Origin of the sequence: Nitrospira sp. ND1, from assembly GCF_900170025.1 — a bacterium.
Taxonomy (GTDB): domain Bacteria; phylum Nitrospirota; class Nitrospiria; order Nitrospirales; family Nitrospiraceae; genus Nitrospira_A.
Genome location: NZ_FWEX01000006.1, coordinates 1,213,982 through 1,231,004 on the forward strand (window position 1 = coordinate 1,213,982; position 17,023 = coordinate 1,231,004).

16 protein-coding genes are annotated in these 17,023 nt (G+C 58.8%); 6 read left to right on the forward strand and 10 right to left on the reverse strand.

All coding sequences use genetic code 11. The annotated features are described in order from the left end of the window. Window positions 1-12: 12 nt before the first annotated feature. From NSND_RS10405 to NSND_RS10420, 4 genes are all read right to left on the reverse strand, one after another. Window positions 13-1,872 (reverse strand): NAD(P)/FAD-dependent oxidoreductase, encoded by a 1,860-nt coding sequence (locus NSND_RS10405; protein ID WP_080878940.1) that lies wholly within the window; start codon window positions 1,870-1,872, stop codon window positions 13-15. A 31-nt stretch (window positions 1,873-1,903) separates the two neighbouring features. After that, window positions 1,904-2,440 carry a glycosyltransferase family A protein gene (locus tag NSND_RS22130; protein WP_080878941.1) on the reverse strand — a complete coding sequence of 179 codons (537 nt, stop codon included), beginning with the start codon at window positions 2,438-2,440 and terminating at the stop codon, window positions 1,904-1,906. 66 nt (window positions 2,441-2,506) lie between these two features. Further along, complete coding sequence (locus tag NSND_RS10415) at window positions 2,507-3,097, reverse strand: transposase (RefSeq protein WP_080878942.1); 591 nt, start codon at window positions 3,095-3,097, stop codon at window positions 2,507-2,509. Then, entirely contained in the window at window positions 3,094-3,342 is a 249-nt protein-coding gene (locus NSND_RS10420) for a hypothetical protein (RefSeq protein WP_080878943.1), read from the reverse strand. Before NSND_RS10420 ends, NSND_RS10415 begins: the two co-directional genes overlap by 4 nt. Window positions 3,343-3,438: 96 nt before the next feature. On the opposite strand from NSND_RS10420, the gene NSND_RS10425 reads away from it, so the two are divergent. Continuing rightward, window positions 3,439-4,378 (forward strand): IS630 family transposase gene (locus NSND_RS10425; protein WP_143833502.1). Its coding sequence is split into 2 segments (ribosomal slippage): window positions 3,439-3,780 and window positions 3,782-4,378, totalling 939 coding nucleotides; the frame shifts between segments, so codons are not numbered across the junction. A 556-nt stretch (window positions 4,379-4,934) separates the two neighbouring features. Here the strand turns inward: NSND_RS10425 and NSND_RS10430 are convergent. From NSND_RS10430 to NSND_RS10455, 6 genes are all read right to left on the reverse strand, one after another. Next, entirely contained in the window at window positions 4,935-5,942 is a 1,008-nt protein-coding gene (locus tag NSND_RS10430; RefSeq protein ID WP_080878944.1) for a lysylphosphatidylglycerol synthase transmembrane domain-containing protein, read from the reverse strand. Further along, window positions 5,935-7,386: a CDP-alcohol phosphatidyltransferase family protein gene (locus NSND_RS10435; RefSeq protein ID WP_080878945.1), complete on the reverse strand. Its 1,452-nt coding sequence runs from the start codon at window positions 7,384-7,386 to the stop codon at window positions 5,935-5,937. Before NSND_RS10435 ends, NSND_RS10430 begins: the two co-directional genes overlap by 8 nt. A gap of 114 nt (window positions 7,387-7,500) precedes the next feature. Next, complete coding sequence (locus NSND_RS10440; protein WP_080878946.1) at window positions 7,501-8,220, reverse strand: phosphocholine cytidylyltransferase family protein; 720 nt, start codon at window positions 8,218-8,220, stop codon at window positions 7,501-7,503. Continuing rightward, window positions 8,217-9,311: a pyridoxal-phosphate-dependent aminotransferase family protein gene (locus tag NSND_RS10445; protein ID WP_080878947.1), complete on the reverse strand. Its 1,095-nt coding sequence runs from the start codon at window positions 9,309-9,311 to the stop codon at window positions 8,217-8,219. The genes NSND_RS10440 and NSND_RS10445 overlap by 4 nt, the downstream gene beginning before the upstream one ends. 69 nt (window positions 9,312-9,380) lie before the next feature. Next, window positions 9,381-9,959, reverse strand: coding sequence for a thiamine pyrophosphate-dependent enzyme (locus tag NSND_RS10450; protein WP_080878948.1), 579 nt, complete (start codon window positions 9,957-9,959; stop codon window positions 9,381-9,383). Beyond that, on the reverse strand, window positions 9,956-10,453 hold the full coding sequence (locus tag NSND_RS10455) for a thiamine pyrophosphate-binding protein (protein WP_080878949.1): 498 nt from the start codon (window positions 10,451-10,453) through the stop codon (window positions 9,956-9,958). The genes NSND_RS10450 and NSND_RS10455 overlap by 4 nt, the downstream gene beginning before the upstream one ends. A gap of 109 nt (window positions 10,454-10,562) precedes the next feature. On the opposite strand from NSND_RS10455, the gene NSND_RS10460 reads away from it, so the two are divergent. The 5 genes from NSND_RS10460 (at window position 10,563) to NSND_RS10480 (ending at window position 16,901) form a co-directional block, all read left to right on the forward strand. Then, window positions 10,563-11,138, forward strand: coding sequence for a hypothetical protein (locus NSND_RS10460; RefSeq protein ID WP_143833504.1), 576 nt, complete (start codon window positions 10,563-10,565; stop codon window positions 11,136-11,138). A 1-nt stretch (window position 11,139) separates the two neighbouring features. Further along, complete coding sequence (locus NSND_RS10465; RefSeq protein ID WP_080878951.1) at window positions 11,140-11,679, forward strand: hypothetical protein; 540 nt, start codon at window positions 11,140-11,142, stop codon at window positions 11,677-11,679. 127 nt (window positions 11,680-11,806) lie between these two features. After that, the gene (locus NSND_RS10470; protein ID WP_080878952.1) at window positions 11,807-12,454 is read left to right on the forward strand and encodes a TetR/AcrR family transcriptional regulator; all 648 of its coding nucleotides are present in this window, start codon (window positions 11,807-11,809) and stop codon (window positions 12,452-12,454) included. Then, complete coding sequence (locus NSND_RS10475; protein ID WP_080878953.1) at window positions 12,444-13,637, forward strand: efflux RND transporter periplasmic adaptor subunit; 1,194 nt, start codon at window positions 12,444-12,446, stop codon at window positions 13,635-13,637. Before NSND_RS10470 ends, NSND_RS10475 begins: the two co-directional genes overlap by 11 nt. A gap of 84 nt (window positions 13,638-13,721) precedes the next feature. Further along, window positions 13,722-16,901, forward strand: a complete 3,180-nt coding sequence (locus NSND_RS10480) for an efflux RND transporter permease subunit (protein WP_080878954.1) — start codon at window positions 13,722-13,724, stop codon at window positions 16,899-16,901. Window positions 16,902-17,023 lie beyond the last annotated feature (122 nt).

Here is a 17,023-nt window from a genome sequence, read left to right on the forward strand (position 1 = left end):
GCATCAAATAGATCAATAGCGATCCAGGAATTGTCTGAATGACATCAGCTCGGCCTCTCGTCTGGCGCGGTAGATCACGAAGCCCAACGCGAAGTTTCTGAGATAGGCAAACAGCCAGCCCCAGAGGAAGACGGACGTAAAGCTGTAGGCAAACCCGACGAGCGCACCCGACACCGTCACCGTGTATCCTTGGAAGAACTGTCCCAACATTTGCAGATTCTGCCCGGCTCGCTCTCCGCCTTTGACTGCTATCCACAAGGTAGCGATCGCCACAATCAGACCGGAGACGGTTCCCAGGGCGGTCGCAAAGGCCAACTTATCGAGTTTGGCGAATGCCAGAACGAGACTCTGACTGGCGGCCGGCGTCATCGGTTGCGGGACTTGCGGCTGCGTGGCCGCAAGCTGGCCAAGTTGCACCTTGGCGTCGGCTTCGCGGCTGGTCGTTTCTTCGTGGTACTCTTGCTCCGCGTTCACTTGCCATAGATCATGCCTTGCGCCTTGAATATTGTCTACTGCCAGCATGGCCGTCAGCATCGAGTGGTCCTGATTGTTGTACCGATGCATACCGTTTCGCCCTACGACTTGCAGGTTTTGGAAGCCGTCCAGAAATTCCCGGATACAGGTGAGAGCCTCTTGATAGTCCGCATCGTACACAGGATAGGCTTTCGGCATTCGCACAATCGACCCGTCTTCGACATCCTCCGCCTTCGCAATGCCGATCAATTCGAGTTCGCGCATTCCAAGTTCGATGAGGTCCTTGTCGCTCATCGTCCATAACCCATCCCCCTCGAAGCAAAAATACTCCAACCCCAAACAGGTCTTGTTCTGGTCCGGAACCATATAGGGACTCCAGTTCTTGAAGTTCTGAATCCGTCCGACCTTGACCTGCGAGTCGTGAATATAGATCCAATTGTCGGGAAACAAGTCCTTCTTATTCACGATCAGTGCGACGGTCAGAAAGTCCCGGTACCTCAGTCGGTCAGCTGCGGCGATGACTTCCTTGGGTGCAGGCGGATTCATTTTATGAATCAGTTCTCTGATCGGCATGCTGCTGATATAGTGCGTGCCTGTCAGAGATTCATTTCGACCCTGCATCGAGACATCCATCCCATCAATTCGATTGCCTGCCCAACGAATCCTGTCAACCGAGGCGCCGAGATGCACCTGACTGCCATCCTTTTTCACTAACTCTCCCACGATTTCCCACATCATCCCGGGGCCGCGTTTGGGATAATCGAACGCGTCGATCAGGGTCTTGACGACCGCCCCCTTCTCCGTCGATTGTTGTTTGATCAGCGCATTTTTGACGGCCACCAGCAGTGACAACCCTTTAATCCGCTGCGCCGCCCAATCAGCTGCAATCGTGTTAGCCGGCATGCCCCAGACTTTTTCCGTGTAGGTCTTGAAAAAGGTTTTGTAGAGCCGCTTGCCGAATCGATTGGAGACCCAGGACTCAAAATTATCCTCCGGTTTCTGGGGAAAGAGTTGCGCCCAGACATAACTCATCAGGATGAGCAGACTGTTGAAAACTCCTAGCCCGAACAAGGCATTGACTGGCTTAAGGGGGTAGAAGAAAAAATTTCTATTATAGTAGATCCTGGACAACCGCTGGCAATGCAGGAAGTCGCCCTCGGGAAGCACCTCTCTCCACATCTTGTCCACGACGGAAACCTTCGTGAAAAAACGGTGGCCGCCGATGTCAAAATGGTAGCCTTTATACTCCACCGTTCTGGAAATGCCGCCGAGGATCGCATCTTTCTCGAGGACCACGGACTTCGCACCGACCTTCGACAGCTGGTAGGCCGCCGTGAGTCCCGCCGGTCCCCCTCCGATGATCACGACCTTCTGGTCTCGCGGATTAACTGCTGGCATTATCGTGCTCCATAGTTGAGGATAAACAGGATCAGCCCCATGACAACGGTCTCAACCAGAAACACCGGCTGCCAGGGGGGACAGCAACAGTACACCAAGAACTCCGCACGCCACACCATAGGTACCCCAAAACGTGGACGCCTCCTCGCGACCGTTCTGATGAACAGAATAATGCACCAACTTCCGGTACTGAGAAAGAAAATTTCGACTCCCCCGGTTGATCATCATACGACCCGATCATTGCCGCAACGTCAGAATCTCGGGCAAAGAGGTCTCTCACCCGATCGATCACATTTTCGGGAACTGTCCCAGCGACATCGACTGACAAGAGCAGTTCCGACATCGCCTTCGACGCGCCAAGGTTTCTGGCGCGGCTAGGCCCTTTCGGCGTAGGAAAGCGATACACGGTTATACCGGCTGCTTCTGCAAACTGGGAGGATCCGTCAGTGTCGCCATCGCCGATCACGATGACTTCATCTGGCGGAGGCTCGGCACGCCTGATTGAATCCATATTCGCGTGAAATCGTTCGCCCCCGTTGTGAACTGGAACGATCACTACGACGGCCATGGCAAACGATTCACCGGAATTATCCTCCTACTGGCTTAGACCCGCGACTGATGTTCGAGCGAGTCATCAAGGGGCACACCCTGCTGACTCTCCCCTCCTGCATGCCTGCGGCATCTGTCGAGAGACTTGAGGCAAGCATAGAGGGGACGAGGCCACTGCTGTCCAAAATAATCCGCCCCTCTGTGTGTCTCCTGCATGAATGCTGCGTTTGAGACGACTTCGGCGCCTGTTCTCGAAGGAGGTTGTCTGGTCTGGGTGCTGTCCAAGATTATGCGGCAAAAAGCCCTGTTTGCAAGGGCATCGGAGTGATCGCGGATGCTTAAAGGGCGCATTGAGCCACGTCCACAGGTCTCGATACGTCAACAGATTGAAGCGGAGCAAGGCCGCGAGGTTCGAGAGACTCCAGGGCCAGGTGGACTTGAGCCGGAGATATTTCAACAGCACCATGGCAATCAACGCAATCCAGATCTGGACCTGCACGGCGTTCTCACTGGTGCCGACAAACGTCTTGATCTTGAGGTGTTGCTTCAAAGCTTTGAAGAGGAGTTCGATCTGCCAGCGCTCCTTATAGATGGCGGCAATCGTACTGGCGGCCAGATGCATGAGGTTCGTCAGGAAGGTGAGCCGTCTCTGCTGCGTCTCGTCCCAGATGGTCACCTGCCGCAAAGGGACGGGACAGCGGCCTGCAGGCCGGTGAGGCGAATCACCTCATCGGCCACCATCGGGCCTCGCATGGGAACTGGCCGCCGCTCCAGGACTTCGTGCAGCATGTTCGTCCGTGGACGCGTCACAAACCCCACCTCGGCGAGCGTCCAGCGATGATATAGGACATAGTCGAGATACCCCCGATCCATCGCCACTATGGTGCCTGGTGGAAATGTGAGTTGGTGGGCGATGCGCACGTCGTTAGTATCCCCGTCGGTCACTAGAGAATTTTTGATTTAAGTGCATACACTCTGTAGAATGCCCTCCATTGGTTTCTTGATGGAGGCAACAGGATGGATGCCTATTCGCAGGATCTACGGGACCGTGTGTTGAGAGCATTGGAACGTGGGGAGCGTCCGACAGCCATTGCCGCCCGATTTGAAGTCAGTCGGGTCTGGGTGTATCAGGTGCGGAACCGGCTCACGCAGACGGGGCAGCGGAGCAGTCTCCCAATTGGAGGCCATCGGCAGTCCCGATTGGTCGGGATGGAGCCGACACTGCGGGCGTGGTTGAAGGAAACAGGTGATCTGACCCTTGCGGAGATGTGTGCCCGATTAGCGGCACACGGGATTGCGATGAAGGTCCCCGCCTTGTGGCATCAACTCGACAAATGGAAGCTCACACGTAAAAAAACCCCTACACGCCAGCGAGCAAGATCGCGCCGACGTGCACGCCGCACGGCGTGAGTGGCAGGCAGCCCAACCCGCTCTGGACATCACGAAGCTGGTCTTTCTGGATGAAACAGGGGCTTCGACGAACATGGCACGGCGCTACGGACGCGCCCCGCGTGGTGAACGGTGCGTCGCCTCTGTCCCGCACGGACATGGGCATACCACCACCTTCGTTGCCGGGCTGCGTCATGATGACATCTCCGCTCCGATGGTGGCGGATGGGGCCATGACCGGCACCCTGTTCCTCAAATATGTCCAGGAGTTCTTATGCCCGACGCTCCACCCCGGCGATATCGTCATCGCCGACAACTTACGCAGTCACAAAGTGGCGGGCGTCAAAGAGGCGCTTGAGGCGGTGGGGGCACACATTCGCTATCTCCCGCCGTATTCCCCCGATCTCAATCCCATTGAAAAACTGTTTGCCAAACTCAACGCGCTGCTCCGCAAAGCCGCCCCTCGAACCGTGGATGCGCTCTGGGCTGAGATCGGCATGCTGCTCGACCGCTTCACACCCGCTGAATGCACGCGCTACTTCGCGTCTTCAGGCTATGTAAAGACATAAACCAAAAACGCTCTAGAGCCCAGCAGGTACTGGATCGCACGAGCAAAGGCCGCACGATCAATCAAAGCTAAGATTTGCGCAAACAACTCGCGACGGCGACCATATGACACCTCCGGCGTGTGAGTAACACGGCGCGGATACGCCGTGAATGGATGTGGCGGAACAGCCTATCCTACTCACAGACCCCCGGCATTTTAAGAACTTATTTTGGACAAGAGTGGGACGAGGCCATTCAATAAGCCCTCCAGGTGTAGGAGGTACAAGAGTCATTACGAAAGAGAGAGCCATTGCACTTCGTCAGAAAGGCAGATTGGACTCACCTGGCGACTCATCTCTAGCAGGCTGCGGAAAAACTCGATTGTTGCGTCATACGCCGCGATCAGTTCATGTGGCGTGTTGGTATCAGAATCGGTCGCAGGATGCGCAAAAAGGCCGTCCAGCAAGGCCGCAGCGAGCGAAGAGGCGAATCGTACTCTCTGCCGTACGGTGAGCGTCTGAGCGATGCGAGAACGCCGCTGGCGGACTTTTTCCGCATCCTGCTAGAGTGAAGGGAGCGCTATCGCTGGGCGGCGGGGTCTTCAAGCGTATCATTCTGTCCTTTCCCGACCACTACTAAACACGCCAACCCGATCCCGATCCATACCAGTTCACGGAATCTTCGCAGCAGCGCGAAGGTGATACCCGTGACATCGCCATACCCGAAGGCGGTCAACAGGAACAGATTGCCGGCGTCTTGCGCGCCCAGGCTGCCGGGGATGAAAAACGTGCCGCCCTTGATAAACACCGACAGCGCGCCGATCGCAATGGCCGACAACACTGTAATGGGTTGTCCCAAGCACACAATCATGACGAACACTTCCAACGCCTCGGCCAGCCATCCGAGAAGAAAGAGGCCGGTCGATACCAAGAAGGCCGTTCGCCGGTGCGCGTAGAAGTGGGCAATCGTGCGATCGAGTTCAAGGAGTTTCTGCTCTCGCGACTCCAAATACTGCAGTCGCAGGCCGATGCGTCGAAGAAGGTTCAACATCCAGGCAAACATGCCTTGCCGTTGCACGATGACAAAGGCACCGATGCCGAACACGAGCAACCCCACACTCACCAACCCTGCCGTGATGGTCTGGCCGGCCGATCCGCCGGCGCCTAACAACCAAAACCCCAACCCGATCCCGGCCAGGATGAAGAGAATCTGGGCGATCGTCATCGTGGTCTTGGCCGTCACCACCGACGCCAACCCCTCCACGATCGGTACACCCTGTCGTTTGAGCAAAAACGCTTTGAGCGGTTCTCCACCCACGTAGGCCGTGGGAGTGGTCATGTTCACCACTTCTCCGGCGGTTCGAATCGCCAGCACTCGCCAGAAAGGCACGTCTTTCGCCCACGCGCCGAGCGTGACCAGCCATCCGTAGGCGTCCAGAATGTACATGAGCAGAGAGGGGAGGAGAATCACCAGCATCGCGGCAGGACCGAGCTGCGCCACCGCATCATAGATACGCTCGATGCCGATGTGCCAGACCAGTGCCGAGAGTGTCAGGGCCCCGAGAAGAAGGAGGGCCGCCTTAAGCACGGGCCCGTGCCGAGGGTCGGATCACCCAGACCATCATCAACCAGAAGACGGTTGAGCCGAGCGCGGCCATCCACAGAAACCAGTCCAGCTTGTCCAGCAGCGCAAAGAGGAAGACCACCACGGAAAAATCGCGACTCGCCACGTTTTTCAGAATGAAGTCGGACCAGGCCGCCTGCTTGGGCGTATTCCAGCCACGCGTGGCGCCGATTTTTTGCGCCTTCGTGACCAGCCAGAAAGACATGATATTGCCGAACACCGCTGCGCCGCCCAACGCCAACGGAACCCAGGCGCCTTCGGCACCGGCCTGCCGGAGATAGGCACCGCAGGCGATCCCGGCAAAGATGGCGATATGCACCACGTTGTCCATGGCGATATCCAGCCAGGCACCGAACGGCGATTCGGTAAACGTGAGCCGAGCCACCTCACCATCGCAACAATCGATGACCGCCGCCAATTGAAAGAGCAACGCGGCCACGATCCCGGCCGAGTACGTCCCTAAACCAAACCCCACCGCAGACAGAATCCCGACCGCCGTCGCCACCATGGTGATCACGTTGGGCGAACATTTCATCCGCAAAAACAGTCGAGTCAACAGCCGCGAGAAGGTCCGATTGAAATAGCGATCGACGAATCCCTCGGCCTCTCCCTTCAACGAACGGAAGAGGGTCCGCTCCGCCAATCCGGCGCTGGTATGATCCCATACGTCCCGGTACCACAGACCCGCATGAGCCGCAGCCGCCACCACCCGCACACGCCCTTCCACCGCCGCCCGTTCCAGCCAGCGTCGTACCGGAATCATGCCCGCCGGCTCTGCGGCACCGGATGGGGATGCGGCCGCTCCGTTCGGCGGAGTCAAAATACTGGCCGGCAACACCACCAAATCGGCGGCAACCTGGTGGCCTTCCTGTCCCGGATGATTGTGAAACGAGATCAGCCGCCCTTCCTGAAGCGCGACCGCGGGATTGCGGCGGCCCAGCGCCGGCTCAACCGGACCGGCTTCCCGCGTCACAACGAGTGCCTCGCCGTCTCGAACGGACTGCCGCAGGTGTTCGATCAAGCCCTTGGAGAACACGGCCTGCACGCCGGCGATCAGACAAAAACCTCGCACTTCGGTGGCCAGCGATTCCCAGGTCCGCGGATCGTCAAGCGGGAACTCCCTCACCGGCATCCATCGAACCGGAATCGTCACCCGGGCCCCTCGCGCCAGCGCATGTTTGAGCAACTCTTCATCGGAGCCCGCCAGGACAATCAATTGGCGAATACCCCCCCGCTGCAACGTGAGCACGGTGCGTTGAAACAGGCTCAACCCTCCGATAGAGGTCAAGGGCCCGACGTCGGTCAGGCCACGTCCCGGCCGATCCCCAAACAGACCCGCGCCCGGCAACAGAATGGCCGTGCTCAATCCCTGGAGTTCCGCTCCGCGCTGCAGTGTACTTTCACTCATCGTCGGACTCGTCGTTCGTATCTCGCAAAGAAACTGGAGATCCATAGTGATAGCGTATAGGTGCCGGATATCTTACGAGATACGCTTCACGATTCACACGAGGGGAGCCACCATTTAGAGCCGCGGCAGAACCTCCCGCTCCGCCTTCGTCACATCCTCGGGAAAATCGATTTCCGTCCACGGCAACCCGCCGATTTTCTCATGCCCGACCTTCACGTCCTGGAAATACTGCAACAACCCGTCTTCGTATTCCATGTCCCACCGGTCCTGGTCGATATACCCCTTGAGCGAGCCGACCACGTGGGCCGTATCGGCCCGTCGCACCCTGAGAAACCCGACCCCCTCACCTGCAATATCGTACCGCTCCGGCATTTTTTTGCTCAGGGCAACCACCCGATCGCCCTGCACGACGACCATACATTCCTCGCCGGTTTGCTTCACCGTGTCGTCCATCAGCAGGCAGTTCTCATAGGGGGAGGCCACCAACCGACGCAGAATTTCGCGATGAAACAAGACATCCGCATCCATGATCACCACGTCGTCGGACAATGCCGTCCTGGCGATCCACAACGACGAAATACTGCCCCGGTGGAACTCCTCGTTCACCAGATAGGAGAGATCGACCCCGTGGCAATGCGAGCCGACTGCGGCCCTGATCATTTCCTGCTTATAACCGACCACGATGGTAGCCTGCCGGATCTTGACCGATGCCAGGGATTCGAGATACCGGGATAGCAAGGTCTGCCCGCCGATCTCGATCAGGCATTTCGGTTTATGCTGGGTCACCGGCCAGAGACGCTTTCCCACTCCGGCCGCAAGGATGATCGCTTTCATGCGCGGGCAACCGCTCCTGTCACCACTTCTTCAAAGGCCGCCAGGAACCCGTCGATCTGCAACTCGGTCAAGGCGCCCATGTTGGCGATCCGGAAGATCTTGGATTCCAGTTGTCCTTGTCCTGCGTAGATGACGTAGCCGCGGGCCTTCAATTGATCGTGCAAGGTGGCATAGCTGATGCCGGGAGGCAGGTGAAAGGCCGTGATCGTATTCGAGAGCGAATCCGACGGCAACAATGTCTTGACCCCCAAGTTCGCCATTCGCTCCCGGATGCGCACCGCCATTCGCTTATAGCGTTGACACCGATTGGCGACGCCCTCTTCCAGCAACTCGTTCAAGGCCTCTTCGAAGGCATAGTAAATTTGCACGGCCGGAGTAAAGGGCACAATCCCTTTGCCCTGGTCGTCCACATAATGGGTCAAATGGAGGTACCAGGAGCGCTTCGGGTAGTTGCGCATCCGTTCCAGAAATCCCTTGCGGAGCAGGACGAACGACACGCCGGGAAAGCCCTGAATACATTTGCCGGCAGTCCCCGCCACCATATAGATGTGAGACCCGGCGATATCGATCGGTTCTCCGGCCAGGCCGCTGACTGAGTCGAGCACAAACACCCGATTCAAACTATCGACGACTTCCGCGATTTCTTTCACCGGATTGATCAATCCGGTGGTCGTCTCGTGATGCACCATTGAAACCGCATGCACCTCGGGATGCTGGCGTAGCGCCAACCGAACACGCTCCGGATCAGGCTTGATGTGCCACTCCGACTTGAGTTCGGAGACTCCGAGCCGATGCAGCCCGATCATGCTGGAAAGCCGCTCGCCATAGACGCCGTTGTTGAGCACCAACATGCGTTTGCCCATCGGCAGGCAGGACATGACGGCGGATTCCACGGCCGCCGTGCCTGACCCCGTCAACAACACGGCCACGTAGTCGGATTCGGCGCCGGGCACAAAGGCCGCCAACAGTTTTTGCTGGATACGACCCAACAGATCTGAAAACTCGGATTCGCGATGGCAGATATCCGGGCGCAACAACGCCTGCCTCACCCGTTCGCTCACGTTCACCGGACCTGGATTCAGCAGTATCATGTTCGTACCTCAGGCTGTGGATCGGAACTGAGCGGAGCGGCCCCACACATCGCACTCAGCACATCGGTGCTATTCAATCGCACTCATGAATCGAGCCGTGATGGCCGGCGGCTCATGCGCCACCCGTCCGGCATCCTCGACAAACTCGTTGACCTTGACCAGCAACATGCTGGGGCCGTCTTTTTTCAACATGTCCTTAAATTCGTAGACGAGGTCGTCCCGGTCCAGCACACGCTCGACATTGACATACCCCGCAGCCCTGGCCACTTTCTCCAACTGCACGACATTCGAGATGGTGGGCTGATTCCCCGTCGAGCCATAGACTTCGTTGTCGAAGACCACATGAATGAAATTCTTCGGCTTCAAGGCGCCCACTGTGGCCAACGTACCCATCCCCATGAGGACATTGCCGTCGCCGTCGAAGACGATCACCTGCTTGCCCGGTTTGGACAGCGCCACGCCGAGCGCAATGGCCGGCGCGTTCCCCATCGACCCGATCATGTAAAAATGGGTGGGGCGATCGGCAAGCTTGTGGGCTTCCCGCGAGGGAAATCCGTTGCAAATGATGACCGGCTGATCGGCCAGCAATTCGAGCAGCGCCGCCATGGCCTGCGCCCGGCTCTGCATGGTGCCTTGTTCGGGCCTCATGGATGCAACCCCTTGATAATGCCCTTCTTGATCAGGAGCGCGACCGGGACCCGCTGCTTCATCACGGTCTGCCCCACCCACCGGAGGTCGTCCATCATCGTCGGTTCCGACAGCGTCCGGTGCGGAATTCTCATCGTATCGAGTAACTGCGGCATGGTCTCGCCCATCACCAGATGTTCCGGGGCGTCTTTGCCCTCGAACCCCCGCCAGGACACCAGAAGGATGCAGGGCTGGCGATACATCATGTTCAGCGAAATCAGCGTATTCAACGACGTCCCGAGCCCGGAATTCTGCATGAGTACGGCGGGAACTTTTCCGGCCATGTAGGCGCCCGCCGCCATGGCGACCGCTTCATCCTCACGCACCGCAGGGGTGTAGAGCTTGCGCGTCAACAATTCTTCGATAATACCGCCCAGCAACGAATCCGGCACACCCGTGAAAAAATTCACGCCCAGATTCTCGAGCGCTTGCACAAACACATCGCTCTCGATCATGAACCCTGCTCCTCTTGTCTCACCGGCCCGGGCACAAGAGGCGCATTATAGCCAAGGGGTCCTCCATTCACAAGAACAGCGCCGACGAGTTGCCGTCACCGCGAGAACCGTGATAGCGTTTATTGAGAAACGATTGAAGGCCATGCCCTACGCGTTTTCGAAATGCTCCCCCCTCCGCATGGCGAGCCGCCTGGGACTTCTCGTTGTGCTCATCTTCATCCTGACCGTGCCCGCATTGGCCATCACAATGGCGAATGACCCGCATGGCTTCGACCATCTCACCTGGGGTGTGCCCCTCATCGACATCCCGGAACTGACGGTGACCCGATCCAACTCGCACACGATCGATTACCAATTTCGCGATCGTCCGCCGGTCTATGCGGATATTCCGGTTGAGAGCGTTCACCTCTCAACCGTCGATGACCAGTTTGCGCGGGTGACCATTCGCTACAGTGGCGCGAAAGCCCATGCGCAGGTGTTGCAATTTCTCGAACGGTCCTATGGCAAGATCGAGCGGCTGCCCGGGCAAATGATGCGTGGCCTGAACCAGCAATACACCTGGCGGGGACCGGATACCGAGATCAGTCTCACCTATGAGGCCAACCGGGACCGGGGCTTTATCTTTATCGAAAGTCGCAACCTCGCGCCGAGATTTCAAGACCGGATGTCGGATACGGCGGAATAACATGGCTCAGCACCTCTGCATCACTCCTCAACGGTGGTCCACAGCCTTCACCACGTTCATCGCCACGCTGCTCCTGCCGGTCGCTCTGGCGCTGGCCGTCCCCATGCAGAACGACCCGAACGGGTTCGAAGGCATTCCCTGGGGTGCGTCGTTCTCGGAATCCGACAGGTTCGTCAAGGTCGAAGACACGGGCCGGGTACAGACCTATGAACTGAACACCACCGGCCGGACATTGGGGCCGGCGACGGTCGATTCCATGAAGTTCAGCACGGTCGATGGGAACTTCGCGCGAGTCATGGTGCGATACAGCGGCAAAGAGGCCCACGACCGGATACTGAGTTACCTGCAGGAACGATTCGGCCCGCTCGACCAGACTCCCGGCCAAGTCGCGGGCGGCGCCGTGAAGTTCTTCAACTGGCAAGGAAACGAGAGCGAAATCATCCTCCGCTATGACCTGCGCACCAGCCAAGGCGTCATCTTCTTCGAGAGCGAAGCGTTTCGCGCGAAGTTCAACGAGGGCAATTCGCCCTCGACGTTTTGACGCCCCCTCTACCGGTTGCCCAGCCGTCACAGCCGCAGGACGGAATGCTCGACATCCTTGTCTTGTTTCGCCGGCACATGATAGCCTGACAGGTGAGTAACCACTCACTCACCTGATTGCCGATCGTATGAAGCCGACGAACGCCCTATCCCGCAATCCGGGCCAAGACCGCCAGGCCAGCCTGATCTCCTCCGCCGCCAGTCTGTTTGCGGCCAAGGGCTTCAAGGGCACGACTACCAAGGCCATCGCGCGCGCCGCCGGCGTCAGCGAAGCCCTGGTGTTCAAATATTTCCCGACCAAGCGGGCGCTGTACACTGCGATCCTCGCCGAAAAGGCCCCGCTCAGCGAGCTCCTACACGCCGTCGAGGAAGTGGCCCGTAAGCGCGACGATCAACGGGTCTTCACACTCATCGCCGGATACCGCATACGTCCCGGCGCCGACCCCACCATGCTGCGACTCCTGCTCTTCAGCGCGTTGGAGGGCCACGAACTGGCCGACATGTTTTTCGGCAAGCAGCACCGCGTCTTCTACGACTACCTGGCGGGATACATTCGGACCAGGATTGAAGAGGGCGCGTTCCGCGAGATCGATCCGCTGTTGGCCGCACGCGCCTTCATCGGGATGGTCGTGCACCACCGCCTGCTGCACGAGATTTTCGACGTGCCGTTGCATTGCCCGCACAAGGAGATCGTCTCCACCTACGTGGAGCTGTTCCTGAACGGATTGCGGCATTCGTCCACACCCAGGAAGCGGGGGCTGTCGCGTGTCCGCTAATCTCATCAGACGGCATCCGATCGTGACCCTCGGCATCATGCTCTTTGTGGCCGTGCTGGCGCTGGTCGCGCTCCGTCTGAGCAGCGGAGCCAAGAGCGATCCCCGGAAAAACCGCATCCTCACCGTCGGCACGATGAGCCCCATCAAGCAGGACCTGGACGTACGATTAACCTACACCGCCGACCTCATCCCCAACCAGCTGGTGAATATCTTCTCGCGCGTGGACGGCTACATCGCCAAGATCTATGTGGATAAAGGCGACCTGGTGAAGGCCAATCAACTGCTCGTCGAAATCGATCACACCGACTATGTGCACGCGGTGAATCAGGCTAAGGCCAATCTCCTGTCGGCCAAGGCGAAGGTCGTGCAGCAGGAGGCGGCCGTGCGTAACGCCGCCCTCACGCTCGACCGCATGCAGGCCCTAATCAAGGACCAGTTTGTCTCACAGCAGGATCTGGATACCGCGCTGGTGAACCGCGACGCGGCGCTGGCCTTGCAGGACTCCTTGCGCGCACAGGTGCAACAGATGGATGTCGCGTTAGCCCAGGCCGTCACCAATCTGGCCTACGCCTCCATCCGCGCCCCGTTTGCCGGCTATATCGCGGAGCGTAATCTGGATCCCGGCGCGTATGTGAGCGGCACCACCGCCAGCACGTCCACGATGTCGCGCGGTATTTTGAGTGTGCATGACGTCGAAACCGTCCGCACCCTGATCGAAGTCGTGGAGAAGGATGTGCCGCTGGTGAAGGTCGGGCAGCGCGCGGATGTGCGCGCCGAAGCCTACCCGAACGAAGTCTTTGAAGGCACGGTGACCCGCATCGTGCAGGCCCTCAATCGCGCCACCCGCACTATGACCGTCGAGGTCGACCTCCCGAATAAGGATCATCGTCTGAAAGGCGGCATGTTCGCCCGCGTCGAGGTCCTGGTGGGAAAGCATCCCCAGGCGATTCAGATTCCCCTGGATGCGGTGAGCCGGCTCGAAGAGTCGCAATACGTCTATGTCGTCAAGGACGGGAAGGCCCATCAGGTGCCGGTTGAGCTGGGAGCCCGCGCGGAGAATCGCGTCGAAGTGGTGAAGGGCCTCGCGGGAGACGAACAGGTGATTGTCTCCGGCAAAGACCTGGTGAGCGAAGGCGCGGCTGTTCAAACGCAGCCGATGGATACCGTGAAACGTGAGTCGTAAAAGGTAACATGTGAAGGGACCTCCTGCGTTGACGGTGTGCTCACTTCGTTTCACATCTAACGTTTCACCTCTCACGTCTCAATCATGTGGCTGACACTGCTCGCATTGCGCAATCGCATCGGCATCCTGATGCTGTCCCTGGCCATGGTGATCCTGGGGGCCACCTCCCTCGAACGGCTCCCGGTCGATCTCTTCCCCAACATTCAAGTTCCGGTCGCGTTTGTCGGCGTCATCTATAAGGGTGCGCCCCCGCTCGATATCGAACAGAGCGTGGTCTATCCCATCGAGAAGGCCGTCAGTTCGGCCTCGAACGTCGAACATGTCGAGTCCTTCGCCAAACAAGGCATCGGCGCGGTGCAGGTCTGGTTCAACTGGGGCGCTGACATCAACGTCGGCCAGATGGAGGTGATGCAGCGCATCACCCAGATTCTGAACAGCCTGCCGCCCGGCATTCTGCAACCGTTCATCGTCAAGTTCGATGTCTCGAACATTCCCGTCGCCTTCGTGACGGCCTCCGGTGGCGACCTGGATGAGCGAGCCCTCTACGACCTGGCCTACAACACGATCGCCCCGCAGATCGAACAGATCTCCAACGTGGCAGCGGCCACGGTCGAAGGCGGCAAGATCCGGCAGATCAACATCAATCTCGACCCGGCCCTGCTCCAGGCGCGCGGCCTCTCCATTCTGGACGTGGTCAAAGCCGTCAAGGCCTCCAATCTCATTCTGCCGTCGGGCGACATCAAAGCCGGGAACCTCGACTACAACGTGTTCACCAACACGCAGTTCAAGACGGTGGAGCCCATCAACGACGTCGTCGTGAAAATCGACCAACGGGGTAACCCGGTGCGCGTGCGTGATGTCGGCGTGCTCAGCGACTCGTCGGACATTCAAACCAACGTGGTCCGCACGGACGGCAAACGCTCCGTCTACCTGCGGGTGAACAAGCAACCGATTGCGAACACGGTGGAGGTCGTCGATGCCTTGCGGAAGGCGATCCCCAAAATGATCGGCATTCCGCCGGGCGTGCAGTTGGGCATCTCCTTCGACCAATCGATCTATATCCGGCAATCGATCAAGAACCTCATCGAGCAGGCCCTCCATGGCTCGCTGCTCGCGGCGGCGGTCATTCTGCTGTTTCTGAGGAACCTGACCAGCACGCTGATCATCTCCGTCGCCATTCCGCTGTCGATTCTCGTGACCTTTATCGTGCTGTATTTCACCAACCAGACCCTGAACGTCTTCACCATGGGAGGCCTGGCCCTGGGCATCGGTCGTTTAGTGGACGATTCCATCGTCGAATTGGAGAACATTCAACGCCATTTGAACGTCGACCGGAACCGGTGGGACGCCATCGTCAACGCCGCCCGCGAAGTCGCCATGCCGATCTTCGCCTCCACGGTCACCACCGTCGTCGTCTTCCTGCCCATGTTTTTCATCGTGGGTATCGCGCGGCTCCTGCTCATTCCGTTGACCCTCACGATCGCCATCGCCCTGTTCACCTCGTTTTTCGTCTCCCGCACGGTGACCCCCGCGCTCTGTTATCGCTTCTTGAAGTCGGAACAGGAGGCGCACCGTTCCTTGCCCTCCTGGTTCGTGAGCATCATGCAGTGGAGCCAGCGCCGGTACGACGCGCTCGATGAAGGATACGAACGCAGCCTGCGCTGGGTGCTGACCCACCGGCGCACCTTGCTGGTGTCAGTGGTCACGATTTTCGTCGGATCGCTGATGCTGCTGCCCTTCATCGGGACCGAGTTTCTTCCGGTCTCGGACGAAAGCCAGTTCCGGATCGTGCTTCGCGGGCCGGTCGGGCAGCGGGTGGAAAAAACCGTCGATCAGGTCGCCGAAGTCGAGCGTGTGCTACGGGAAAAGATTCCACCGGATGAACTGGAAGCGATCGCCTCCAGCACCGGGGTCCTGGCGCAGGGGCGTTCGTCCCTGTTCAATCCCAACACCGGCCCGCACACCTCGGTCATTTCCGTCTATTTGTCGTCTCCCGACAAGCGTCGGCGGAACCAGGTCGAAATCATGAATGCGGTGAGACCCGCGATCCTCAAGCTCTTCCCCGGCGTCGCGATGTTCTTCGATCCGGGAGGCCTGGTCAAACGGGTCACCAGCTTCGGTTCGCAGAAATCCATCGATGTCGAAATTTACGGGTACGACTTCGAAAAGGCCCGCACCGTCATCCACCAGGTGCAGGACCTCATGCACAAGATTCCGGGCATGGCCGACATCGAGGTCAGCCGGGAGGAAAACTATCCCGAGGTCAACGTCGTCGTGGATCGGGAAAAGGCCGCGCTGCTGGGGATCAGCGAAACAGACGTGGCCAACGCCGTCCTGTTTTCCCTGAATGGCAACGGCCAGACCGACCCGATCATCTTCACCGACCCCCAGAACGGCAATGAATACTACATCAGCGCCTGGCTCGCGGAGGAACATCGCAAGGACCTGTCGGCCATCGAAAATGTGCTGTTGACGACAAAAAACGGAGAGCCGGTGCTCCTCAAGAACCTGGCTACGCTGAAACTGAACGCCGGTCCCGTGAAGATCGAGCGCAAATACTTCCAGCGCGTCGTCCACATTACCGCCAACCCTGTCGGCCGCGACCTCGGCTCGATCGCCCAGGACCTGGAGTCGGCGTTCGCCCAGATGCAGCTGCCGCCGGGATTCAGCATCCGGCTCGCCGGACAAATCCAACAACAACGCGAGACGTTCGAGGGCCTCACCTATGCCAGCGTCCTGGCATTGATCCTGGTCTACATGGTGATGGCCGCACAGTTCAAATCGTTGATCGACCCCTTCATCATCATGTTTTCCGTGCCGATGGGAATTCCCGGCGTGATCGTGATTCTCTATTTGACCAACACCACCATCTCCACCTCCTCGCTGATGGGCATCATCATGATGCTCGGCATCGTCGTCTCCAACGGTGTCCTGCTGGTGGACTACACCAATGTGCTGCGACGCCGCGGCCTGGACCTCGCCACCGCCGTCGTCACGGCCTCGCGCACCAGACTGCGCCCCATTCTCATGACCTCACTGGCCACCGTGGTCGGGCTGATGCCCATGGCCCTTGGGCTCGGCACCGGCAGCGAGACCAATGCCCCGCTCGCACGCGCCGTCGTGGGAGGGCTCACCGTCTCGACGATCCTGACCCTGTTTCTCGTGCCGACCGTCTATACCATGCTAGAAGAGCGCTTTCCGCGTCGGGCGGATCAGCTGGGAGAAGAGCGGGTTCAGAGTGAGTTAGTGAGTCAACAAGCCTAGAAAATGTCTTCGCACAAGAGAACGGTCTAAGGCGGGGGTTGAGGATTTTTTCGCACCGAGAACGACGCAGATGCCGGCAGCTCATTTGCCGCAGCAGAATGGCATGACTCGGATAGACTCTT

Bases quoted from the DNA above. Each gene is read 5' to 3' on its own strand.
- NSND_RS10405 (WP_080878940.1), bottom strand. From the start codon at position 1,872: ATGCCAGCAGTTAATCCGCGAGACCAGAAGGTCGTGATCATCGGAGGG.
- NSND_RS22130 (WP_080878941.1), bottom strand. From the start codon at position 2,440: ATGGCCGTCGTAGTGATCGTTCCAGTTCACAACGGGGGCGAACGATTT.
- NSND_RS10435 (WP_080878945.1), bottom strand. From the start codon at position 7,386: ATGAGTGAAAGTACACTGCAGCGCGGAGCGGAACTCCAGGGATTGAGC.
- NSND_RS10440 (WP_080878946.1), bottom strand. From the start codon at position 8,220: ATGAAAGCGATCATCCTTGCGGCCGGAGTGGGAAAGCGTCTCTGGCCG.
- NSND_RS10445 (WP_080878947.1), bottom strand. From the start codon at position 9,311: ATGATACTGCTGAATCCAGGTCCGGTGAACGTGAGCGAACGGGTGAGG.
- NSND_RS10450 (WP_080878948.1), bottom strand. From the start codon at position 9,959: ATGAGGCCCGAACAAGGCACCATGCAGAGCCGGGCGCAGGCCATGGCG.
- NSND_RS10455 (WP_080878949.1), bottom strand. From the start codon at position 10,453: ATGATCGAGAGCGATGTGTTTGTGCAAGCGCTCGAGAATCTGGGCGTG.
- NSND_RS10465 (WP_080878951.1), top strand. From the start codon at position 11,140: ATGGCTCAGCACCTCTGCATCACTCCTCAACGGTGGTCCACAGCCTTC.
- NSND_RS10470 (WP_080878952.1), top strand. From the start codon at position 11,807: ATGAAGCCGACGAACGCCCTATCCCGCAATCCGGGCCAAGACCGCCAG.
- NSND_RS10480 (WP_080878954.1), top strand. From the start codon at position 13,722: ATGTGGCTGACACTGCTCGCATTGCGCAATCGCATCGGCATCCTGATG.